The sequence below is a fragment of the Streptomyces sp. NPDC037421 genome, from assembly GCF_055602105.1.
The window spans coordinates 507,314-525,608 of sequence record NZ_JBVJWV010000001.1 but is presented as its reverse complement, the minus strand read 5'-3'; the positions used below and the strand labels follow the sequence as shown (position 1 = coordinate 525,608).

General features: G+C 73.6%; 17 protein-coding genes and 1 pseudogene. 8 read left to right on the top strand and 10 right to left on the bottom strand.

Annotation, left to right across the window (positions count from 1 at the left end; all coding sequences use genetic code 11):
* Window positions 1-121: 121 nt before the first annotated feature.
* Together ACZ7IF_RS02315 and ACZ7IF_RS02310 are read right to left on the bottom strand one after the other, a co-directional pair.
* Window positions 122-649: an MFS transporter gene (locus tag ACZ7IF_RS02315; RefSeq protein ID WP_470961644.1), complete on the bottom strand. Its 528-nt coding sequence runs from the start codon at window positions 647-649 to the stop codon at window positions 122-124.
* A complete protein-coding gene (locus ACZ7IF_RS02310) occupies window positions 628-1,362 on the bottom strand; it encodes an MFS transporter (RefSeq protein ID WP_470961642.1) in 735 nt (244 codons plus the stop codon). The genes ACZ7IF_RS02315 and ACZ7IF_RS02310 overlap by 22 nt, the downstream gene beginning before the upstream one ends.
* A 198-nt stretch (window positions 1,363-1,560) precedes the next feature.
* On the opposite strand from ACZ7IF_RS02310, the gene ACZ7IF_RS02305 reads away from it, so the two are divergent.
* The 5 genes from ACZ7IF_RS02305 (at window position 1,561) to ACZ7IF_RS02285 (ending at window position 8,428) form a co-directional block, all read left to right on the top strand.
* Window positions 1,561-2,622, top strand: a complete 1,062-nt coding sequence (locus ACZ7IF_RS02305; RefSeq protein ID WP_470961639.1) for a LacI family DNA-binding transcriptional regulator — start codon at window positions 1,561-1,563, stop codon at window positions 2,620-2,622.
* 1,057 nt (window positions 2,623-3,679) lie between these two features.
* Window positions 3,680-4,879 carry a thiolase family protein gene (locus ACZ7IF_RS02300; protein WP_470961636.1) on the top strand — a complete coding sequence of 400 codons (1,200 nt, stop codon included), beginning with the start codon at window positions 3,680-3,682 and terminating at the stop codon, window positions 4,877-4,879.
* 155 nt (window positions 4,880-5,034) lie between these two features.
* Window positions 5,035-6,474, top strand: a complete 1,440-nt coding sequence (locus tag ACZ7IF_RS02295; protein ID WP_470961634.1) for an aldehyde dehydrogenase family protein — start codon at window positions 5,035-5,037, stop codon at window positions 6,472-6,474.
* Between the two features lie 81 nt (window positions 6,475-6,555).
* Complete coding sequence (locus ACZ7IF_RS02290; RefSeq protein WP_470961631.1) at window positions 6,556-6,948, top strand: thioredoxin family protein; 393 nt, start codon at window positions 6,556-6,558, stop codon at window positions 6,946-6,948.
* Window positions 6,949-6,991: 43 nt separating this feature from the next.
* Window positions 6,992-8,428 carry a dihydrolipoyl dehydrogenase family protein gene (locus ACZ7IF_RS02285; protein ID WP_470961630.1) on the top strand — a complete coding sequence of 479 codons (1,437 nt, stop codon included), beginning with the start codon at window positions 6,992-6,994 and terminating at the stop codon, window positions 8,426-8,428.
* 17 nt (window positions 8,429-8,445) lie between these two features.
* Here ACZ7IF_RS02285 and ACZ7IF_RS02280 read toward each other — a convergent pair.
* Window positions 8,446-9,081, bottom strand: a pseudogene (locus ACZ7IF_RS02280) (phosphoribosyltransferase); the annotation flags it as partial.
* Between the two features lie 251 nt (window positions 9,082-9,332).
* On the opposite strand from ACZ7IF_RS02280, the gene ACZ7IF_RS02275 reads away from it, so the two are divergent.
* Window positions 9,333-10,097, top strand: coding sequence for a metallophosphoesterase (locus tag ACZ7IF_RS02275; RefSeq protein ID WP_470961627.1), 765 nt, complete (start codon window positions 9,333-9,335; stop codon window positions 10,095-10,097).
* Here the strand turns inward: ACZ7IF_RS02275 and ACZ7IF_RS02270 are convergent.
* The 6 genes from ACZ7IF_RS02270 to ACZ7IF_RS02245 form a co-directional block, all read right to left on the bottom strand.
* A complete protein-coding gene (locus ACZ7IF_RS02270; protein WP_470961625.1) occupies window positions 10,070-10,420 on the bottom strand; it encodes a DUF2087 domain-containing protein in 351 nt (116 codons plus the stop codon). The two genes, ACZ7IF_RS02275 and ACZ7IF_RS02270, sit on opposite strands and share 28 nt — an antisense overlap.
* A 93-nt stretch (window positions 10,421-10,513) precedes the next feature.
* Entirely contained in the window at window positions 10,514-11,164 is a 651-nt protein-coding gene (locus ACZ7IF_RS02265) for a hypothetical protein (protein ID WP_470961622.1), read from the bottom strand.
* Window positions 11,161-11,598 (bottom strand): DUF6114 domain-containing protein, encoded by a 438-nt coding sequence (locus ACZ7IF_RS02260; RefSeq protein WP_470961619.1) that lies wholly within the window; start codon window positions 11,596-11,598, stop codon window positions 11,161-11,163. Before ACZ7IF_RS02260 ends, ACZ7IF_RS02265 begins: the two co-directional genes overlap by 4 nt.
* Entirely contained in the window at window positions 11,589-12,146 is a 558-nt protein-coding gene (locus tag ACZ7IF_RS02255; protein WP_470962294.1) for a DUF6230 family protein, read from the bottom strand. Before ACZ7IF_RS02255 ends, ACZ7IF_RS02260 begins: the two co-directional genes overlap by 10 nt.
* A 223-nt stretch (window positions 12,147-12,369) precedes the next feature.
* The gene (locus ACZ7IF_RS02250) at window positions 12,370-13,152 is read right to left on the bottom strand and encodes a MerR family transcriptional regulator (RefSeq protein WP_470961616.1); all 783 of its coding nucleotides are present in this window, start codon (window positions 13,150-13,152) and stop codon (window positions 12,370-12,372) included.
* A gap of 40 nt (window positions 13,153-13,192) precedes the next feature.
* Window positions 13,193-14,386, bottom strand: a complete 1,194-nt coding sequence (locus ACZ7IF_RS02245) for a methyltransferase (protein WP_470962291.1) — start codon at window positions 14,384-14,386, stop codon at window positions 13,193-13,195.
* Window positions 14,387-14,512: 126 nt separating this feature from the next.
* Between ACZ7IF_RS02245 and ACZ7IF_RS02240 the strand changes: the two genes are divergently transcribed.
* Window positions 14,513-15,478, top strand: a complete 966-nt coding sequence (locus ACZ7IF_RS02240; protein ID WP_470961613.1) for a pirin family protein — start codon at window positions 14,513-14,515, stop codon at window positions 15,476-15,478.
* Window positions 15,479-15,699: 221 nt separating this feature from the next.
* Here ACZ7IF_RS02240 and ACZ7IF_RS02235 read toward each other — a convergent pair whose 3' ends face one another.
* Window positions 15,700-16,470, bottom strand: a complete 771-nt coding sequence (locus tag ACZ7IF_RS02235) for a hypothetical protein (RefSeq protein WP_470961610.1) — start codon at window positions 16,468-16,470, stop codon at window positions 15,700-15,702.
* A gap of 1,248 nt (window positions 16,471-17,718) precedes the next feature.
* On the opposite strand from ACZ7IF_RS02235, the gene ACZ7IF_RS02230 reads away from it, so the two are divergent.
* Complete coding sequence (locus ACZ7IF_RS02230) at window positions 17,719-18,150, top strand: VOC family protein (RefSeq protein ID WP_030220738.1); 432 nt, start codon at window positions 17,719-17,721, stop codon at window positions 18,148-18,150.
* The last annotated feature ends 145 nt before the right edge of the window (window positions 18,151-18,295 follow it).

Below are 18,295 nucleotides of genomic sequence, written 5' to 3'. Positions count from 1 at the left end.
CTCCCGCGGCCCGGAGCTCACACTCTCCCCCCTTTTTTCCTCCTCTCCCCCCCCCCCCCCCCCCCCCCCCCCCCCCCCCACCCCCCGGGCCGGACCCAGCCCTCCAACGAGGCCCAAGAGGTCAGCGGACGCCGCGGATCGGGCGTACCGCCAGCGCGCCCGCCACCGCCAGTACGGCGGCGACGACGAACAGCGCGGTGGAGCCGCCGCTCACCGAGACGACCACGGAGGCGACGAAGGGGGCGACGATCTGCGGCCCGGCGTTCGCGATGTTGAGCACGCCCATGTCCCGCGCCGCGTCCTCCGCCGTCGGCAGGACCATCGTCACCAGCGCCGTGTCCACGGCCGTGTAGCAGCCGAACGCGAGCCCGTTGACCGCGGAGAAGGCCGGCATCGCGGTCCAGCTCGCCGACACGGCCGGGATGACGAGCGCGACCGCCGACAGCAGGGCAGAGGCCCCGACGAACAGCTTGCGCCGGTCGAGCCGGTCCGACAGCCAGCCGCCCGCCACCGTGGAGAGGACCATCGCGACGCTCGTCAGCGGCATCAGCACGGCCACCGCCGCCTCCGGCTCCATCCCCTCGGGCAGCACGGTGTGGTCCTGGAGGATGTACAGCTGGTAGCCGCTCACCGCGAAGTAGCCGAGCACGAGCAGCGCCCGCCCGATGAACGCCCAGCGGAAGTCGTGGTCGCGCAGGGCGCCCGCGAAGGCGGCGAGCTGGGCCCGGACGGGCAGCGGAGCACGCGCCGGGAGCCGCTGCTCACGGGTGCAGGCGGTGAACAGGCCGCCGCGCCCGCCACGATCGCGCCGAAAACGAGGTAACCGGTGCGGAAGTGGTCGGAGAAGGCCGCCCCGGCCAGCGCACCCAGCACCGAGCCGAAGGGCATGCCGAGCCCGACCGCCGCCGAGGCCTTGCCGCGGGCGCTCACCGGCACCCGGTCGGGGACGAGCGAGGTGATGGCGGCCTGGTAGACGTTCATCACGGCCTGGCCGAGGCACCATGCGATGGCGATCAGCGGGATCGTGTCGGCCAGGCCCAGCAGCAGCATCGCGGGCACCGCGGCGAGCCCGCCGCCGAGGATCCACGGGCTGCGCCGTCCGGTGCGGTCGGACAGGGCGCCCGCGACGGGGTTGAACACCGTCGCGAAGACCGCGGAAACCCCCGCGATCAGGCCGAAGTCGGCGACCTTGTGGGCCGGGTCGACGAGCTCCACCTGGAGCGCGAGCAGGATGCCGGCGACGCCGACGTAGAGGGCGTACATCGCGGTGTTGCCGAGGAGCAGCAGCGGCAGCAGCCGGCGCTCGGGGGAGGGCCTGCCGGAGGTGGCGGCGGTGCCGGTGGCGCGGGAGGAAGGAGCCATCGTGCCCTCCTGGGCAGGGGTGGAGGGGTGCGCGCCGCCCCGTCGCGGATGGCGGGGCGCGAAGGGGCGGCGGCATGTCTGGGAGGGGCCGGCGAGCAGAGTTACACGTGTCACTGAAACGTGTAAGCAGTGTGTAGCATCCGTTTCCGGCCAACCGCCAGCCCCCGTGCGCAATCGGTCTGGAAAGATGCCCGGGCCATGTCTGACTCACCGAACCCGCCGGGCCGGCGCACGCCGCCCGCCCCGCCCACCGCGGCACCCGTGCCGACCAGCGCCGACGTCGCCCGCCTGGCGGGGGTCTCGCGCGCGACGGTCTCGTACGTCCTGAACAACGCGGAAGCCGTGCGCATCAGCGAGCCGACGCGGCGCAGGGTCCGCGAGGCCGCCGAGGAACTGGGCTACGTACCGCACGCCGCCGCCCGCAGCCTGCGCGCAGGGCACACCCGCATCGTGCTGCTGCCCACCTCGCACGTGCCGGCCGGGCCGCTCTACATCAACTTCCTCAACGAACTCCAATGGGCCCTGCGCCGCCTGGACTACACCGTGGTCCAGTACGGCAGCCTCGGCCTCAGCGGCGACGAGGCCGCCCGCGCCTGGGCCGAACTGCGGCCCGTGGCGGTGATCTCCCTCGGGGAGACCGCCCTGTCCCCGCAGAACGTCGCCACCCTCAAACGCGCCGGTGCGCGCGCGGTGATCACGATGGGGCCGGACACGGTCCCGGGCGCGCACGCGCTCGTGATGGACCAGGCGGAGGTGGGCGCCCGGGCCGCCGCCCACCTCGTGGAACGGGGCCGCCGCCGCATCGGGGTGGTCGTGCCGCAGGAGGACGGCCTGGAACTGTTCTCCGCACCCAGGCTGGCGGGCGCCGAGTCGGTGGCGGGCGCCGAACTGGTACGGGCGCTGCCGATGGCCTACACGGAGGAGTCGGCGGCGGCACTGGCCGCGCGGTGGGGGGCGCTGGGGCTGGACGGGGTGTTCGCGTACAACGACGAGTACGCGATGCTGCTGATGCGGGCCCTGCAGGACGCGGGGCTGCGGATCCCGCAGGACGCGGCCGTGATCGGCGCCGACGACCTGCTCATCGGGCGGCTGCTGCGGCCGAGGCTGAGCACGGTGCGGATCGAGATGCCGACGGGGGAGCGGTTGGCGGGGCTGGTGGACGCGGCGGTGCGGGATCCTTCGGAGATCACGGAGCGGCATGACCTGATGGCGGCCGTTGCGGTGCCCCGCGAGTCGACCCCCGCTCTGACGCGCCGCTAGCCTTCTCCACGCGCCGCTCGCGCGGCTCGGCCGCAGGCGGCCACGCCTTCTCCACGGACTCCGTCCGGCGGCCTGCCGGGCGGGGCCGGTGCACCTGGCTGGTGCCGGTGGTCGTCTGCCGCCGGGTGGGCCGCTGCGCGGGGCTGGGTCCCCTACCCGCCCTTCGCCCGTTCCCCGGGCTGCGCCCGGACCCCTCCTGGGGGCTCCGCCCCAGACCCTCCTTCAGCTACTGCTGGGAGGTACCCCCAGGGCTGCGCCCGGACCGCTCCTGGGGGCTCCGCCCCAGACCCTCCATCAGCTACTGCTTGGAGGTACCCCCAGGGCTGCCCCCAGGGCTGCGCCCGGACCGCTCCTGGGGGCTCCGCCCCAGACCCTCCATCAGCTACTGCTTGGAGGTACCCCCAGGGCGCTGCCCGGACCCGCGCCTCAATCGCCGGCGGGGCTGGAGGTGCCGACCGGGGCCGGAAGGTACCGGCCGGGGGCGGGGACGGGGTGGGGTGTCGTCCGGGACTAAAACGAGATGAATTCGGCGCGCGGTACCCCGTACAAACCGGATCCGGATCGGGCGCCGAACATCGAAGCCCGTCCCGGACGACACCCCACCCCGGCACCGACCCCGGCCCCCGTAGCCACCCCACCCCGGCCGACACCCCGGGCAACGCATCCGACCCCGACCCGGCCGACACCCGGGCAACGCACCCGACGCCGACCCGCAGGCACCTGGGCAACGCATCCGACCCCGACCCGCAGGCGCCCGGGCGACGCACCCGACGCCGACCCGCAGGCACCTGGGCAACGCACCCGACGCCGACCCGCAGGCACCCGGGCGACGCACCGGACCCGACCCGCAGGCACCCGGGCGACGCACCCGACCCCGGCCCGGGGCGGCGCCCCGCCCGAACCCCGCCCGGCCAGGGCAGGGTCACCGTTGACACACCCCGACACCTCGGCGGAGACTGCGGGCGCGCCCCACCGGGCGTGCCCGGGGGTGGGTCCCGGTGCCCACGCCGGCACCCGGTCCGCCGCCGACCGTACGGAGCCGCCCAGGAGAGCCCCCATGAGCATCCGCACCGTCCGCGACGTCTACGTCGTCGACGCCGTCCGCACCCCGATCGGCAAGTTCGGCGGAGCCCTCGCCGGGGTCCGCCCCGACGACCTCGCCGCCCACGTCGTGCGCGCGCTCGTGGACCGTACGCCCGACCTCGACCCCGCCCGCATCGACGACGTCGTCTTCGGCGACGCCAACGGCGCCGGCGAGGACAACCGCGACGTCGCCCGCATGGCGGTGCTGCTCGCCGGACTGCCGGTCACCGTTCCCGGCGTGACCGTCAACCGGCTCTGCGGGTCCGGCCTGGAGGCCGTGATCCAGGCGGCCCGCGCGATCGCCCTCGGCGACGCCTCCGTCGCCATCGCCGGCGGCGTCGAGTCGATGTCCCGCGCCCCCTGGGTGGTGCAGAAGCCCGAGCGCGCCTTCCCCGCCGGGCACCAGCAGATGTGGTCCACCACCCTCGGCTGGCGGATGACCAACCCCCGGATGCCCGCCGAGTGGACGGCCTCCCTCGGCGAGGGCGCCGAGCTCGTCGCGGAGAAGCACGGCATCACCCGCGAGGCGCAGGACGCCTTCGCCCTGGAGAGCCACCGCAAGGCCGCGGCCGCCTGGGCCGCCGGGCTGTACGACGACGAGGTCGTCCCCTACCCCGGAGCGGACCTGGCCCGGGACGAGTGCATCCGCGAGGGCTCCACCCCCGAGGCGCTCGCCCGCCTCAAGCCGGCCTTCCGGACCGACGGTTCGGGAACCGTCACGGCCGCCAACGCCTCCCCCCTCAACGACGGCGCCGCCGCGCTGCTGCTCACCGACGAAGAGGGTCTGGCCGCGACGGGCCGCGAGCCGCTCGCCCGGATCAGCGCCTCCGCCGTCACCGGCATCGAGCCGCAGCTGTTCGGCCTCGGCCCGGTCGACGCCGTGGAGCGGGCCCTCGGCAAGGCGGGCCGCTCCCTCTCCGGCCTGGCGGCCTTCGAGCTCAACGAGGCCTTCGCCGCGCAGGCGCTGGGCTGTCTCGCGGCCTGGCCGGAGCTGGACCCGGCCGTGGTCAACCCGCGCGGCGGCGCCATCGCCATCGGCCACCCGCTCGGCGCCTCCGGCGCCCGGCTGGCCGGGTCGGTGGCGCACCAGCTGGCGGCGGCAGGTTCCGGCACCGGCATGGCGGCGCTGTGCATCGGCGTCGGCCAGGGCATCGCCCTCGTCCTCGAACGGTAGTCCCGCCGCCGGCCACGGACCCCGTCGATCGTTTCCGGTCACGGGGTCCCGCCAACTGCCCAATAACTGAACAGAGATGACGCCCCCGGTCTGGCACGATGGCGCCTGCTGCCGCCCCCGCCCAGCCCGCCCACCCCCACCGGAGGCCCCGCGCCATGCCGCTGCTCGATCCGACACTCTGGCAGGACGGACCCACGCTCACCGGCGGTACCGCCCCGGTCGTCGAACCCGCGACCGGCCGTACCCTCGCCACCGTAGACCTCGCCGCCCCCGCCGACGTCTCGGAGGCGGCCGTACGGGCCCGGGCCGCGCAGCTCGACTGGGCGCGCGCCACCCACCTGGAGCGGGCGGCCGTACTGCGCCGCGCCGGGGACCTGTTCGCGGCCCACGCGGACGAGCTGCGCGAGTGGCTGGTCCGGGAGTCCGGCTCCATACCCGGCAAGGCCGACTTCGAACTCCACGTCGCCGCCCAGGAGTGCTACGAGGCCGCCGCGCTCGCCTCCCGTCCGGCCGGGCAGGTGCTGCAGAGCGAGGCGCCCCGGCTCTCCTTCACCCGCCGCGTCCCGGCCGGGGTGGTCGGGGTGGTCGCGCCGTTCAACGCCCCGCTGATCCTCTCCATCCGCTCCGTCGCCCCCGCCCTCGCGCTCGGCAACGCCGTCCTGCTCAAGCCGGACCGCCGTACCGCCGTCAGCGGCGGCCTCGCCCTGGCCGCCGTGTTCGCGGCGGCCGGACTGCCGGCCGGGCTGCTGCACGTACTGCCCGGCGGGGCCGACACGGGCGCCGCGGTGGTCAAGGACCCGCTGGTGCGCGTGGTCTCGTTCACCGGGTCCACCGCCGCCGGCCGGGCCGTGGGCGAGCTGGCGGGCCGTCACCTCAAGCGCGCCCACCTGGAGTTGGGCGGCAACTCGGCCCTCGTCGTCCTCGCCGACGCCGATGTCGGGGCCGCCGTCGCGCAGGCCTCCTGGGGCTCCTTCTTCCACCAGGGCCAGATCTGCATGACCACCGGGCGCCACCTCGTGCACACCTCGCTCTACGACGAGTACGTGGAGCGGCTCGCCGCCCGCGCCGAGGCCCTCGCCGTCGGCGACCCCTTCCGCGAGCGCGTCCACCTGGGCCCGCTGCTCGACCGGACCCAGCTGGAGCGGGTCCACGGCCTGGTCGAGGCCAGCGTCGAGCAGGGCGCCAAGCTCGTCGCGGGCGGCACCCACCGGGACCTCTTCTACCGGCCGACGGTGCTGGCGGGCGTGGCCGACGACACCCCCGCCTACGCCGAGGAGGTCTTCGGCCCCGTGGCACCCGTACGCTCCTTCGCGACCGAGGACGAGGCGGTGGAGCTGGCCTCGGCGGGCCCGTACGGACTCTCCCTGGGCATCGTCACCGCCGACGCGGGACACGGCCTGGAGCTGGCGCGGCGCATCCCGACCGGCATCGCGCACGTCAACGACCAGACGGTGAACGACGAGGCGGTGGCCCCCTTCGGCGGGGTCGGCGCCTCCGGCACGGGCGCCCGGTTCGGCGGGGAGGCCAACCTCGAGGCCTTCACCGAACTGCGCTGGACCACGGCCCGCACCACCGCGCCCGGCCACCCGTTCTAGCGGTTCCCGCGTGGTCGCGGAATGCGGCGGGGCGGCCGTTCGTTCCTTCAGGACACCCGCAATACAGGAGGTCTGGAAACCGTGGCTACTGTCGAGCTCACCAAGGAGAACTTCGACGAGACGGTCAGCGAGAACCCGTTCGTGCTGATCGACTTCTGGGCCGGCTGGTGCCGCCCCTGCCTCCAGTTCGCGCCGGTCTACGAGAAGGCCGCGGAGGCCAACCCGGACCTGGTCTTCGCCAAGGTGGACACCGAGGCCCAGCAGGAGCTGGCCGCGGCCTTCCAGATCACCTCGATCCCGACGCTCATGATCGTCCGCGACCAGGTCGCCGTCTTCGCGCAGCCCGGAGCGCTGCCGGAGGCCGCCCTCACCGACCTCATCGGGCAGGCCCGCGCCCTCGACATGGACGAGGTCCGGGCGAAGATCGCCGCCTCCCAGGCCGAGGAGGGGGCCCCCGGCACGCCGGAGGCCTGAGATTGCCGGACGCGGCCCAGGGGCTGCGGTGACACTGGACCGCATGACCGAAGCCGTGGAGTACGACGTCGTGGTGCTCGGCGGGGGCCCGGCCGGCGAGAACATCGTCGACCGGACCCGCGCCGCCGGGCTGAGCACGGCCCTGGTGGAGAGCGAACTCGTCGGCGGGGAGTGCTCGTACTGGGCCTGCGTCCCCAGCAAGGCCCTGCTGCGCCCGGCCCTCGCCCGCGCCGACGCCCGCCGGGTGCCGGGGCTCGCGGACTCCGTCCGGGGGCCGCTCGACGCCGAGGCCGTCTTCGCGCACCGCGACTACTGGACGGGCCACTGGAAGGACGACGGCCAGCTCGACTGGCTCGACTCCATCGGAGCCCACCTCTACCGGGGCCACGGCCGCCTCTACGGCACCCGCAAGGTCGCGGTGACCAGCCCCGAGGGCGTGCACCACGTGCTCTCGGCCCGGTACGCCGTCGTCGTCGCCACCGGCAGCCGGGCCGTGCTCCCGGACCTGCCCGGCCTCGCCGGCGCCGGGGCGTGGACCAGCCGCGAGGCCACCTCCGCCCGGGAGGTGCCCGGCCGGCTGCTGATCGTCGGCGGCTCGGTGGTGGCCGCCGAGATGGCCACCGCCTGGCAGGCCCTTGGCTCGCAGGTCACCGTGCTGGTACGGGGTTCCGGGCTGCTGCCCCGGATGGAGCCCTTCGTCGGGGAGCTGGTCACCGAAGCCCTGACCGGGGCCGGGGTGGTCGTCCGTACCGGGGTGGCGGTGGAGGCTGTCGTACGGGACGGCCCGACCGGCCCGGTCACGGTGGTCCTGGAGGGCGGCGAGCTGCTGGAGGGCGACGAGCTGCTGATGGCGACCGGCCGCGCACCCCGTACCGAGGACATCGGGCTGGACACGGTGGGGCTGGAGCCCGGCGGCTGGATCGGGGTCGACGAGAGCTGCCGGGTGGGCGGCCACGACTGGCTGTACGCGGTCGGTGACGTCAACCACCGGGCGCTCCTCACCCACCAGGGCAAGTACCAGGCCCGTATCGCGGGCGCCGCCATCGTCGCCCGTGCCGCCGGACCGGGCGCCCCGGCCCCGGACACCGGCCGCTGGGGCGCGCACGCGGCGACCGCCGACACGGACGCACTCCCGCAGGTCGTCTTCACCGACCCGGAGGCGGCGGCGGTCGGCCTCACCCTCGCCGGGGCGGAGCGGGCCGGCCACCGGGTCCGGGCCGTCGACCACGACCTCGGCAAGGTCTCCGGCGCGGGCCTGTACGCGGACGGCTACCGGGGCCGGGCCCGCATGGTCGTGGACCTCGACTGGCAGGTGCTGCTGGGCGCCACCTTCGTGGGCCCGGGCACCGCCGAGCTGCTGCACGCGGCGACCGTCGCCGTGGCGGGGGAGGTCCCGATCGACCGGCTGTGGCACGCGGTCCCCGCCTTCCCCACCATCAGCGAGGTCTGGCTGCGGCTCCTGGAGACCTACCGGGGCTGACCCCCGCCGGGCCCACGCCCGGCCGCCGCCTCGGCGAGCACGGCCACGACCTCCTCGTCCGGGGTCTGCGAGAAGTCCCGGTACCACTCGCCGACCGCGCGGAACGCGGGCGGCGACGACAGGCACACCACCTCGTCCGCCGCCCCGCGCAGCCGGGCGACCGCCTCCGGCGGGGCCACCGGGACGGCCAGCACGACCCGCGCCGCGCCCGCCGCCCGGGCGATCTCGCAGGCGGCCGCGGCCGTCGCGCCCGTGGCGATCCCGTCGTCGACCACGACCACCGTCCGGCCGCCGAGCGGCACGCGCGCCCGCCCCTCGCGGAACCGGCGGGCCCGGCGCTCCAACTCCGCCTCCTCGGCGTGCTCGACCTCGGCCAGCTCCCGCGCCGAGGCGCGGCTGCGGCCGACGATCTCCTCGTTGATGATCCGTACCCCGCCCTCGCCGATGGCGCCGAACCCCAGCTCACTGTGGTGCGGCACGCCGAGCTTGCGGACCACGATCACGTCGAGGGCGGCGCCCAGCGCCCGCGCCACCTCGAAGGCCACGGGCACCCCGCCGCGCGGCAGCCCGAGCACGACGGGGTCCTCGCCCCGCAGGTGAAGCAGCGCGTCCGCGAGACGCCGTCCCGCGTCCGCACGGTCGGTGAAGATCACAGCGGCTCACCCCGTTCCGGGCGCCCCCTTCGAACGAACCCCATCCCCGGGCGTTCCGCAACCGGAGCCGGACCGGCGCGCACGGCGCCCCCGGAGCCGGACCGGCACCCCCGGCGCGCACGGCACCCCCGGCCGCCGGGCCGCCCGCCGAAGATCGTGTCCGATAGGTTGAACGCACCGTACCCGAACGCCCGGTGACCGGACGTCACCTCCGCGCCGGACGTCCGCCCGCGACGAAGGAGCCACCGCCCGTGATCGTGATAGCGCAGCTCAGTGATGTCCACCTCGACGGCGGGCCCCGGGCCGCCGAGCGCACCCGCGCCGTGCTGGAGTACCTGGACGGCCTCCCGTGCGACCTCGCCGCGGTCCTGGTCAGCGGGGACATCGCCGACAACGGGACCTCCGACGAGTACGAGGAGGCCCGCAAGCTGCTCACCTCGCGGCATCCGCTGGTGATCTGCCCCGGCAACCACGACGAGCGCCGCGCCTTCCGGCGGGGGCTGCTGGGCGAGGAGGAGCCCTCCGCCGCCCCGGTCGACCAGGTGCTGCGCGGTGCGGGCTTCGTGCTGGCCGTCTGCGATTCCTCGGTCCCGGGGGAGCACCACGGGTACCTGGAGGACTCCACCCTGGAGTGGCTCGACGGCATCCTGACCGGGACCCCGCACGAGGTGCCCGTCCTCGTGGCCTTCCACCACCCGCCGGTCCCGCTGCACACTCCGTACGTGGACGGGATCAGGCAGTTCGGCGAGGAGCGCCTGGAGGCGCTGGCCCTGCGCCACCCCCACCTGCGCGCCTTCCTGTGCGGGCACGCCCACACGGCGGCGGCGACCACCTTCGCGGGCCGCCCGCTGCTCGTGGCGCCCGGGGTGGTGTCCACCCTGCGGCTCCCGTGGGAGGCGCAGGACGGCCCCGACCACCACGTCCACCTGGACGAGCCGCCGGCCGTCGCCTTCCACGTGCTGGGCGAGGACGGGCGGCTGACGACCCACTACCGGGTGGTCGTCGCCCGGCGGTAGCTGCTGCCGTCGCGGGTCCGGGTGAGCCGGCCCGAGGTGATGAGGTAGCGGCGCAGGGCGGAGCAGTCCTCGTGCACGGTCCGCAGCGCGTCGTTCACCTCGGGCTCCGAGTACTCCCGGTCCGCGGCGAACAGGGTCTCGGTCAGGTGCTCCAGCAGCTGTTCGCGGCGGGCGGCCTTGCGCGGGATGGCGACGAGACGCCCTCCGGAGAAGAGGTCGGCGACCCCGCGCCGCTGCCGGCGGTCCGCGGATTCCTCCTGGCCGGTGCTGTGCTGACCGGTGCTGTGTTGACCGGTGCTGTGCTGATCGGTGATCTGTGACATGCCCAGAGCTTCGCCCGCGCCCGCCGGGCCGTGCAATGCGTTTTCCCCGCTCCCCGGACGGCCCGGGGAGCGGGGGACGCGGAGCGGGAGCCGTCAGGGGGTGACGGTGATCTGCTGGGCCGGGTCGGTGGTGTCGGTGACCTTGTAGACGGCGTTGAAGGTGGACGTGGTCGCGCTCGTCGGGCACCCGAAGCCGCCGGTGACGGTCACCGGGACGGTCGCGTTGGTGAAGGTCAGGCTCGACGGGGCGCCGTTCGTCCAGGTGCCCGGGGCGCTGGCGGCCCCGCCGGGCGCGGCGGTGACGGTGCAGGAGGCCAGGCCCGAGGTCTGCACCACGAGCCCGCCGGACGGAACCGTCATGGTCGCCGTGACCGGGGAGCCGTTCTGCATGGACACCGCCCAGGACCCGCTGGTGGTCACCGTCGCGCTCACGCCCGGCATGCTGGTCGTACAGGAGCTGTAGGTCGGCGGCGAGATGGGCGACGAGACCGGACCCGCCGGGTTCTGGTTGCCGGGGGCGGCCGGCACCGAGCCGGTGGAGACGGAGACCGTGCAGGTCACCGTGACCGAACCGGCCTTGAGGGTGGCCTTCCCGCTGAGGGTGGCCTTGAAGGCGTGCCCGGCCGGGGTGACGGTGGTCGACCCGGCCGCCGGTAACGGCGCGGCGGTGGCGGTGGCCGAGGCCGCCGTCAGTGCGGCCGCGGCGGCCATGCCGAGGACGAGCGCGGTGCGCGTACGGCTCATGGCGGTGCTCCTTGGGGATCGGGGTGCGGAGTGGGGGAGTTCCCGGCGGGGGAGGGCCGGGCGGGGGCGGCGGAGCCCCCGGCGCGCGGGGCGGCGTACGGCTGCCAGGCGAACATCAGCCCGCCGCCGAGGATGCCGAACAGGGTGCCGATCAGGAACCCGCCGAGGTTCGACATGACCAGCGCGGCGGTGGCGACGAGCGTGGTGAGGATCCCGGCGAGGGTGCGCTGTGCGGGGGAGAACCAGCCGGTGAGACCGAGGACGATCATGACGAGGCCCATCAGGACGGACGGGACGCCCGCCACCCCCTGCTGGAGCATGATCTTCAACGGGGCCAGCGGCAGCACGCTGATCCACACCCCGGCCAGGACGGCGAAGAGCCCGCCCCAGAAGGGCCGGCCGCGCCGCCACCGCCGCCATCGGCTCAGAAGCATTCCTTCTTGCCCTTGCTGATGTTCATGCTCAGCCCGGAGAGCTTGAAGGTGCCGGCGTTGGTCGCCCAGGCCGTCTGCTGGAGACTGCTGATGCTGACCTTGTCGGCCTGCTGGGCGAACAGGTCCTGCATGCCCTGCGCCTCGGCCGGGCCCTTGTCGAGGGTGGAGGCGTCGCGGCCGATCTCGATGTTCGTGAACTCCGCGTCGCCGGCGAGCTGGGTGGCGTCCACGAACAGGTTGGAGGCCTCGACGGGGGTCTTCTTGCCCGCGGTCAGGTTGAGCGAGATGTCGCCGATGACCGGGAGGCTGGTGACGACCGACTGGCACAGGTCGTGCAGCTTGGCCTCCTTGATGGCGGTGACCGCCACCGGGATCAGCTCCTGACGGGCGTTGACGTCGACGCTGCCGTACTGGGCGAAGCCCTCGCCCTCCAGGCTCTTCGCCGACACCTTGAACTGCTGGCCCGACACCGCGAAGGAGGCGGCGAGCGCACCCTGCGCGAGGGCGATGCCGAGGCCCGCGGTGACCGCGACGGCGGGGGCGGTCAGGAGCACGAACCTGCGCCAGCGGACCCGGCCGCCGTCTCTGACGAGCTCTTCGCCGGGCGGCTCGGCCCCGGGAGGGGAGCCGGGCCCGGATTCGGATAAGTTCGGTGAATCTGCCATGAGATGGTCCCTATCTCGGCTGTGCACCTTTGTTACCGACGAGTTGAATGTAAGAGTGCCAATGGTGGTTGGCAAGGTTGTGCGAGAGCACCCTTTAGGCCGACTCCTACTGCTCCGTACGCAGCAGTTCGGCGACCTCCGCCTCCACCCGGCGACCCATCGCCCGGGCGAACTCCGTGGCCACCACCTCGCCGGCCACCGGCCGCAGCGCCGCCACCGCCTCCCGGACATGATCCAGCTGACTGGCCGAAAGTGGCCCCAGCCCCTCCGCACCGATCACGTGGCGCCGGAACAGCGCCACGAACCGGTCCGCCAGCGCCGCCGCCTGGACCTGGACGAAGTCCCCCGCGTCCAGGATCTCCCCGAGCGGCACGCCTTGCCGCACCAGCGCCACCGTCGCCTCCAGCAGCCGCCGGCTCGGGTACGTGACCCGCTCCCCGTCGAGGCGTACGTAGCCCAGCTCGGCCGCCCGCCGGGTGTGCTCGGCCGTCGCCCCCGGGCCGAACAGCTCGCGCAACTCGGCCCGGGTCATGGTCACCGGCTCCTCCTGCACCCAGTCCCGGGTCATCTCCCGCTCCAGGCCCAGCAGTTGGGACAGCCCGCCGCCGTGCTCCCAGGCGGTCAGCAGCTCGCCGATGCCGTTGACCGTGTACCCGCGCCCCAGCAGGTCGTTGATCAGCCGCAGCCGGGTCAGGTGGTCGTCGGAGTACCAGGCGATCCGGCCCTCGCGGCGCGGCGGGGGCAGCAGCCCGCGCTCCTGGTAGTAGCGCAGGTTGCGCACCTTGACCCCGGCCGCGCGGGCCACGTCCTCCCGGCGGTAGCGCCGCTCCCCGCCGGCGCCCTCCGCCTCGCCGCCAACCCTGCCGTCCGCCTGCGCCTCGGTGCCCACGCGGCCGAGTGTAGGACCTACCGGCGGGTGTACCGGCAGGTCACATGGGGCGGGGCCGCGACTCGCGCTTGACCGCCCGCAGCACCACGAACTTCGGCTCGCTCGCGGCGACTTCACAGTTGCCGAAGAGGCGCTTCAGGTGCGTGTGGTAGCCCATGTGCCGGTTGGCGACCACCCACAGCTCCCCGCCCGGGCGCAGCGCCTTGCGCGACTGTGCGAACATGCGCAGCGCCGTCGCGTCCGTCGTCGCCTGGTGGGAGTGGAAGGGCGGGTTGCTGAGGATCAGGTCCACCGAGGCGGGCGCCAGCATGGCCACCCCGTCGCCGACGAGGAACTCCGCCGTCCGCCGGCCGGGCCGGACGTTGGCCTCGTACGTGGCCCGGGCCGAGGCGACCGCCTGGTACGACTCGTCGGTGAAGACCACCTCGGCGTCCGGGTCGGCCACCTGCACGGCCGTGCCGACGACGCCGTTGCCGCAGCCCAGGTCCACGACCCGGGCGCCGTCGGTGTTGGTCGGGATGCTCTGGAGGAAGAAGCGCGTGCCGACGTCCAGGCGGTCCGCGCAGAAGATCCCGGCGTGGTTGACCGTGGTCAGCCCGGCCCCCGAGCCGCCGTCCTTGTCGACCGTGTACGTCACCGGCCACGGCGAGGCGCCGGCGGCGGCCAGGACCGCGGGGTCGGGGGTGCAGAAGATCAGCCGGGCCTTCTTCTCGGCCAGCGAGGTGCGCGTAGGCCCGAGGATCTCCTCGAAGAGGTTCAGCGTGGAGGTGTGGATCTCCTTGACCATGCCGGAGCCCACGACCACGGTGCCCTCGTGCACGTGCGGGGCCAGCCGGCGCAGCTGGTCCTCCAGCAGCGCCAGGCTCTTGGGGACCCGGACGATGAGCACGTCGATCCGCGCGGGCGGCGCGTCCTGCGTGGTCAGCAGGGTCACCGTGGACTTGGAAGTGCCGATCCCGGCCCGGTCCAGGTTCGCCTCGGTCGCGGCGCGGGCCAGCGAGGAGTCGGTGATCTGCGCGGGGTGGTACGCGGCCAGGGCCGTGGTCAGCGCCCCCCAGCGGTCGCCGACGACGGTGATCTGCCCGGCGCCGGCCAGGTCCACCGGGCCGCGCTCGCCGGTACCGGCGTCGAGGTGGTGCAGCAGGTACTCGTCGGCGGCGTCCCAGGCACGGAGCCGGTCGCGGGGGTCGGCGGGGAAGCGGGTGAGTTCGTAGGAGCCGAAAGGCGTGGTCAGGCGGTTCATATTGGCACCCAGGCTAGCCGAGACGGCCCCAGACCCGTGCCCGGCCGCACCCCGCGCCCCGACATTCCACGCAAAGGAGCGGTGCCTGCCCGTCGCCGCGCCACTAAGTTGTGCGGCATGAGCAATCTCGATCGCCAGCCCGCTCTCTCCGCCTGCGGCGGCCGCGGCTTCGTCGTGGCCGAACCGGTGCGCGAGCTCCTCAGCCCGCGCACGGTCAAGCTGGGGGAATCCACCGAGGTCCGCCGACTCCTGCCGAACCTGGGCCGCCGCATGGTGGGCGCCTGGTGCTTCGTCGACCACTACGGCCCGGACGACATCGCCGACGAACCCGGCATGCAGGTCCCGCCCCACCCCCACACCGGGCTGCAGACCGTGAGCTGGCTGCACGACGGCGAGGTGCTGCACCGCGACAGCACGGGCAGCCTCGCCACCATCCGCCCGCGCGAGCTGGGCCTGATGACCTCCGGCCGGGGCATCAGCCACTCCGAGGAGAGCCCCCGCCCGCACGCGCGCTTCCTGCACGGCGCCCAGCTGTGGGTGGCCCTCCCCGACGCCCACCGCGACGTCGCCCCGCACTTCCAGCACCACGCGGAACTCCCGCGGGTCACGGCCCCCGGCCTGGACGCGACGGTCATCCTGGGCACCCTGGACACGGCGACCTCCCCGGGCACCGCCTACACCCCCATCGTCGGCGCGGACCTCGCCCTGACGGCCGGCACCGAAACCCGCCTCCCCCTGAACCCGGACTTCGAGTACGCGGTCCTCTCCATGTCCGGCGAGGCCCACGTCGACGGCGTCCCGGTCCTGCCCGGCTCGATGCTCTACCTGGGCTGCGGCCGCACCGAACTCCCGCTCCGCGCGGCCTCGGACGCGGGTCTGATGCTGCTGGGCGGGGAGCCGTTCGAGGAGGAGATCGTGATGTTCTGGAACTGGATCGGCCGCTCCCACGAGGAGATCGCACAGGCCCGCGAGGACTGGACGAATGGGACCAGATTCGGCGAGGTGAAGGGGTATGACGGCCCTCCGCTTCCGGCTCCTGACCTGCCCCCGACCCACCTCAAACCGCGCGGCCGAGTGCGCTGACCTCCGGTAACTGGAAAGAGGTGGCCCGCGGGGCGCGGCTCAGGCGCCTTCCGGTTGCTGAATCGCGTGCTGTCGGTCAGCCGCCGACCATGCTGATGAGGAGACCTCCGGCCATTCCCAGGAGCTTCTGTGTGGCCTGGTCCTGGCCCGTCTGGAGGCGGCTCTCCTGCAAGCCCTCGAGTGCTGCCCCTCCTCCGCCCGGCCCGGCCCTCCTTTTGGGGTCAGGCCGGGTACGTGATCGAGCCCAGCGGAGGGCAGGGGGCGAGGAGGGACGACCCGGCGCTGGGGCGTTCGACGAAGGCCCGGGCCTCGGCGGCCCGCTGGCGCCGGGTGTCCGACGCGTCGGCGTGCCAGGCGTCGAGCCTGGCCCTGGGATGGTCCCACGAGCCGTCGATGAGATCGAGGCTGGTGTTGCCGGAGCTGCGCTGGAACTCCGCCTTGAGGGCGGCCCGCTGGAGCGCGGTCTGGAGTGCGGCGAGGTCGACGCGGGTGGCCAGGACGCCTCGGGTGTGCGGCTCGCGGGTGGGCAGCGGGGCCTGTGGGAGCGGGGACACCCCGGTGTCGAGGCGGCCGATGTTGTCGACCATCGCGTCCTGCGCGTCCCTCACCGCCGTCCGCATCTCCTGGTGCAGCCAGAACAGTTCCTCGAAGTCGCCCTCGGTGATGCGCATGCGCTGGTAGAGGGCCCGGAAGCGCGGATCCTGGTGCAGCGGGAGCACGGGGCCGGCGTGCAGCGCCACGCAGTCGTTGTAGCCGGCCGCCACCGCGGCTTCGAGGTGGGAGACCGCCCGGTCCGCCCGCCCATGCACGAGGGCCAGGCCGCTGAGGTTCGCGTGAGCCGCGGCGGCGATCCACGCGCCGTCGGGTCCGAGCGCCGCGCCCCGCGCCACGACGTCCTCGAGGCCCGGGGCGATGTCGGTGGCCCCATCGATCAGGTGCGTCACGAGCAGCTCGTGAAGGCGGGCGATCAGCGGGTGGACGGTGTCGGACATGGATCTCCTCGGTCCTGGACGGTGAAGAGCGAAGGCGGCCGTCACACCGATGCAGGAGCGGCCCGTGGAGAGAAGACGGGTGGACGGGAGGAACGGTTCCTTCTGGCCCAGGACCTCGTGGATCGCCGATGGCCCGGACCGCTGAGCGGTCCGGGCCATCGTGTGCCCTGACGGGCAGAGGCGGAGGACAAGTCGAAGGCTGGCAGATCGATGGACCCAACCGTGTGCACGTGATTTCGGTCAGAGGCGCCGTGCGTCTCTGTGCGAACTGCCGGTGGGCTCCGCCCACGGAAAGCCCCGTCCTGCCGCTCGGCGCAGCGGCGAGCGAGGTGGACGGTCTCGCCATCTGGCTCAACAGGGAGGCTGGGGCAGAGGAGGACATCGAGGCCAAGCGTGAAACGACCATCGTCCTCACCACCGGCGATTACCCCTCACGCCGGCGATGCGGAAGAGGAAGCGCTGCAGAGCCCTGAGCCGCCCCGCTTCGCCGTGCCGCTACACCTGTCAGAGGGTTGCCGCCTGCCTCACCCCGGGCGGGAGTCAGGTCCGTGACTGGTCCGGAGGCGAACGCTGAGCGATCGAATCGACTACTTGAGGTACTGGATTGGAGTCCGACGGTGACTGATTCGGTGCTGGATATGGGTGAGCAATTTCCAGACAGGTGGACAGACTTGGCGTGCTAGAAGAGCCCCAGTGCCTTCGGGGAATGGCTACAAAAGATGTTTCTTCGTCTGCTGGTAGTACACAGCTCTCACACCACTTGACCAGCGGCAATGGTCGCGTCGGGCGCCGTAAGGGTCCTGCCGGTCCGTGAATGGCCCAGATCTTGGTACGCCTCCGCGGCGCTGCCAGGCTTGGTGTGCCCTGGCGTTCCCGCCGCCGGGCAGAGGCGGATGAGTATTGATTCGATGCGGCGCGCTTGGCGTTCGATCGGTTACGAGGACAGCTCGAGCCCAGGCGCATGCTGCGGGCGGTGCAAATCGCCGGCTGCTGCCACGCCTAAGGGCTTGCCGGGCATCAAACCGACGTTTTGATTCCCGGCAAGCCCGAAGGGCTGTCCCGTAACTGATCTTTGGCAGTACGAGAGTGGCTGGCCGGTACCGCATCCCAGGTTCCCCATGGGGAGGCACTGACCTCGGTTCACCCCTGCGACCGCACGACACAACAGCGGGTGGCAGACGCCTCCCCCCGGCAACGTGCGGACCTTGCGACCTGGGGAGATGAGCAGGGCCCTGTTATCGTGCGCCGATGTCAACGATCAAGCAGTTCCAAGTGACCTTCGACTGCGCGGAGCCTGCGCGCCTCGCCGCCTTCTGGTGCGAGGTGCTGGGGTACGTCGTGCCGACGGTCCCGGAGGGCTTCGCCACGTGGGAGGAGTACCATCTCTCGCTGCCGCCCGAGGATGAGATCTACTTCGCGTGCACCGATCCCTCGGGTGTGGCCCCGCGCTTGCTCTTCCAGCGAGTTCCCGAAGGCAAGGTCGTCAAGAACCGGGTGCATCTCGATGTGCGGGCCGGCACCGGGCTCGTGGGTGAGGAGCGCCTTGCCACACTCGAGGCCGAATGCGCACGACTGATGGCACTCGGCGCGAAACACGTGCTGACGCAGCGCGCCGATGGCGTCAACGAGTCGTGCATCACGATGCAGGACATCGAGGGCAACGAGTTCTGCCTCGCCTGATCCTCCTCTGAGACTGCGAGGTGGGGAGCCATCTCCGGCCTTGGGGGGGGGGGGGGGGGGGGGGGGGGGGGGGGGGGGGGGGGGGGGCAAGGGGGGGGGGGGGGGGGCTCGCCAGCCCTGCACAGGGGGGGGGGGGTCGCGGTGA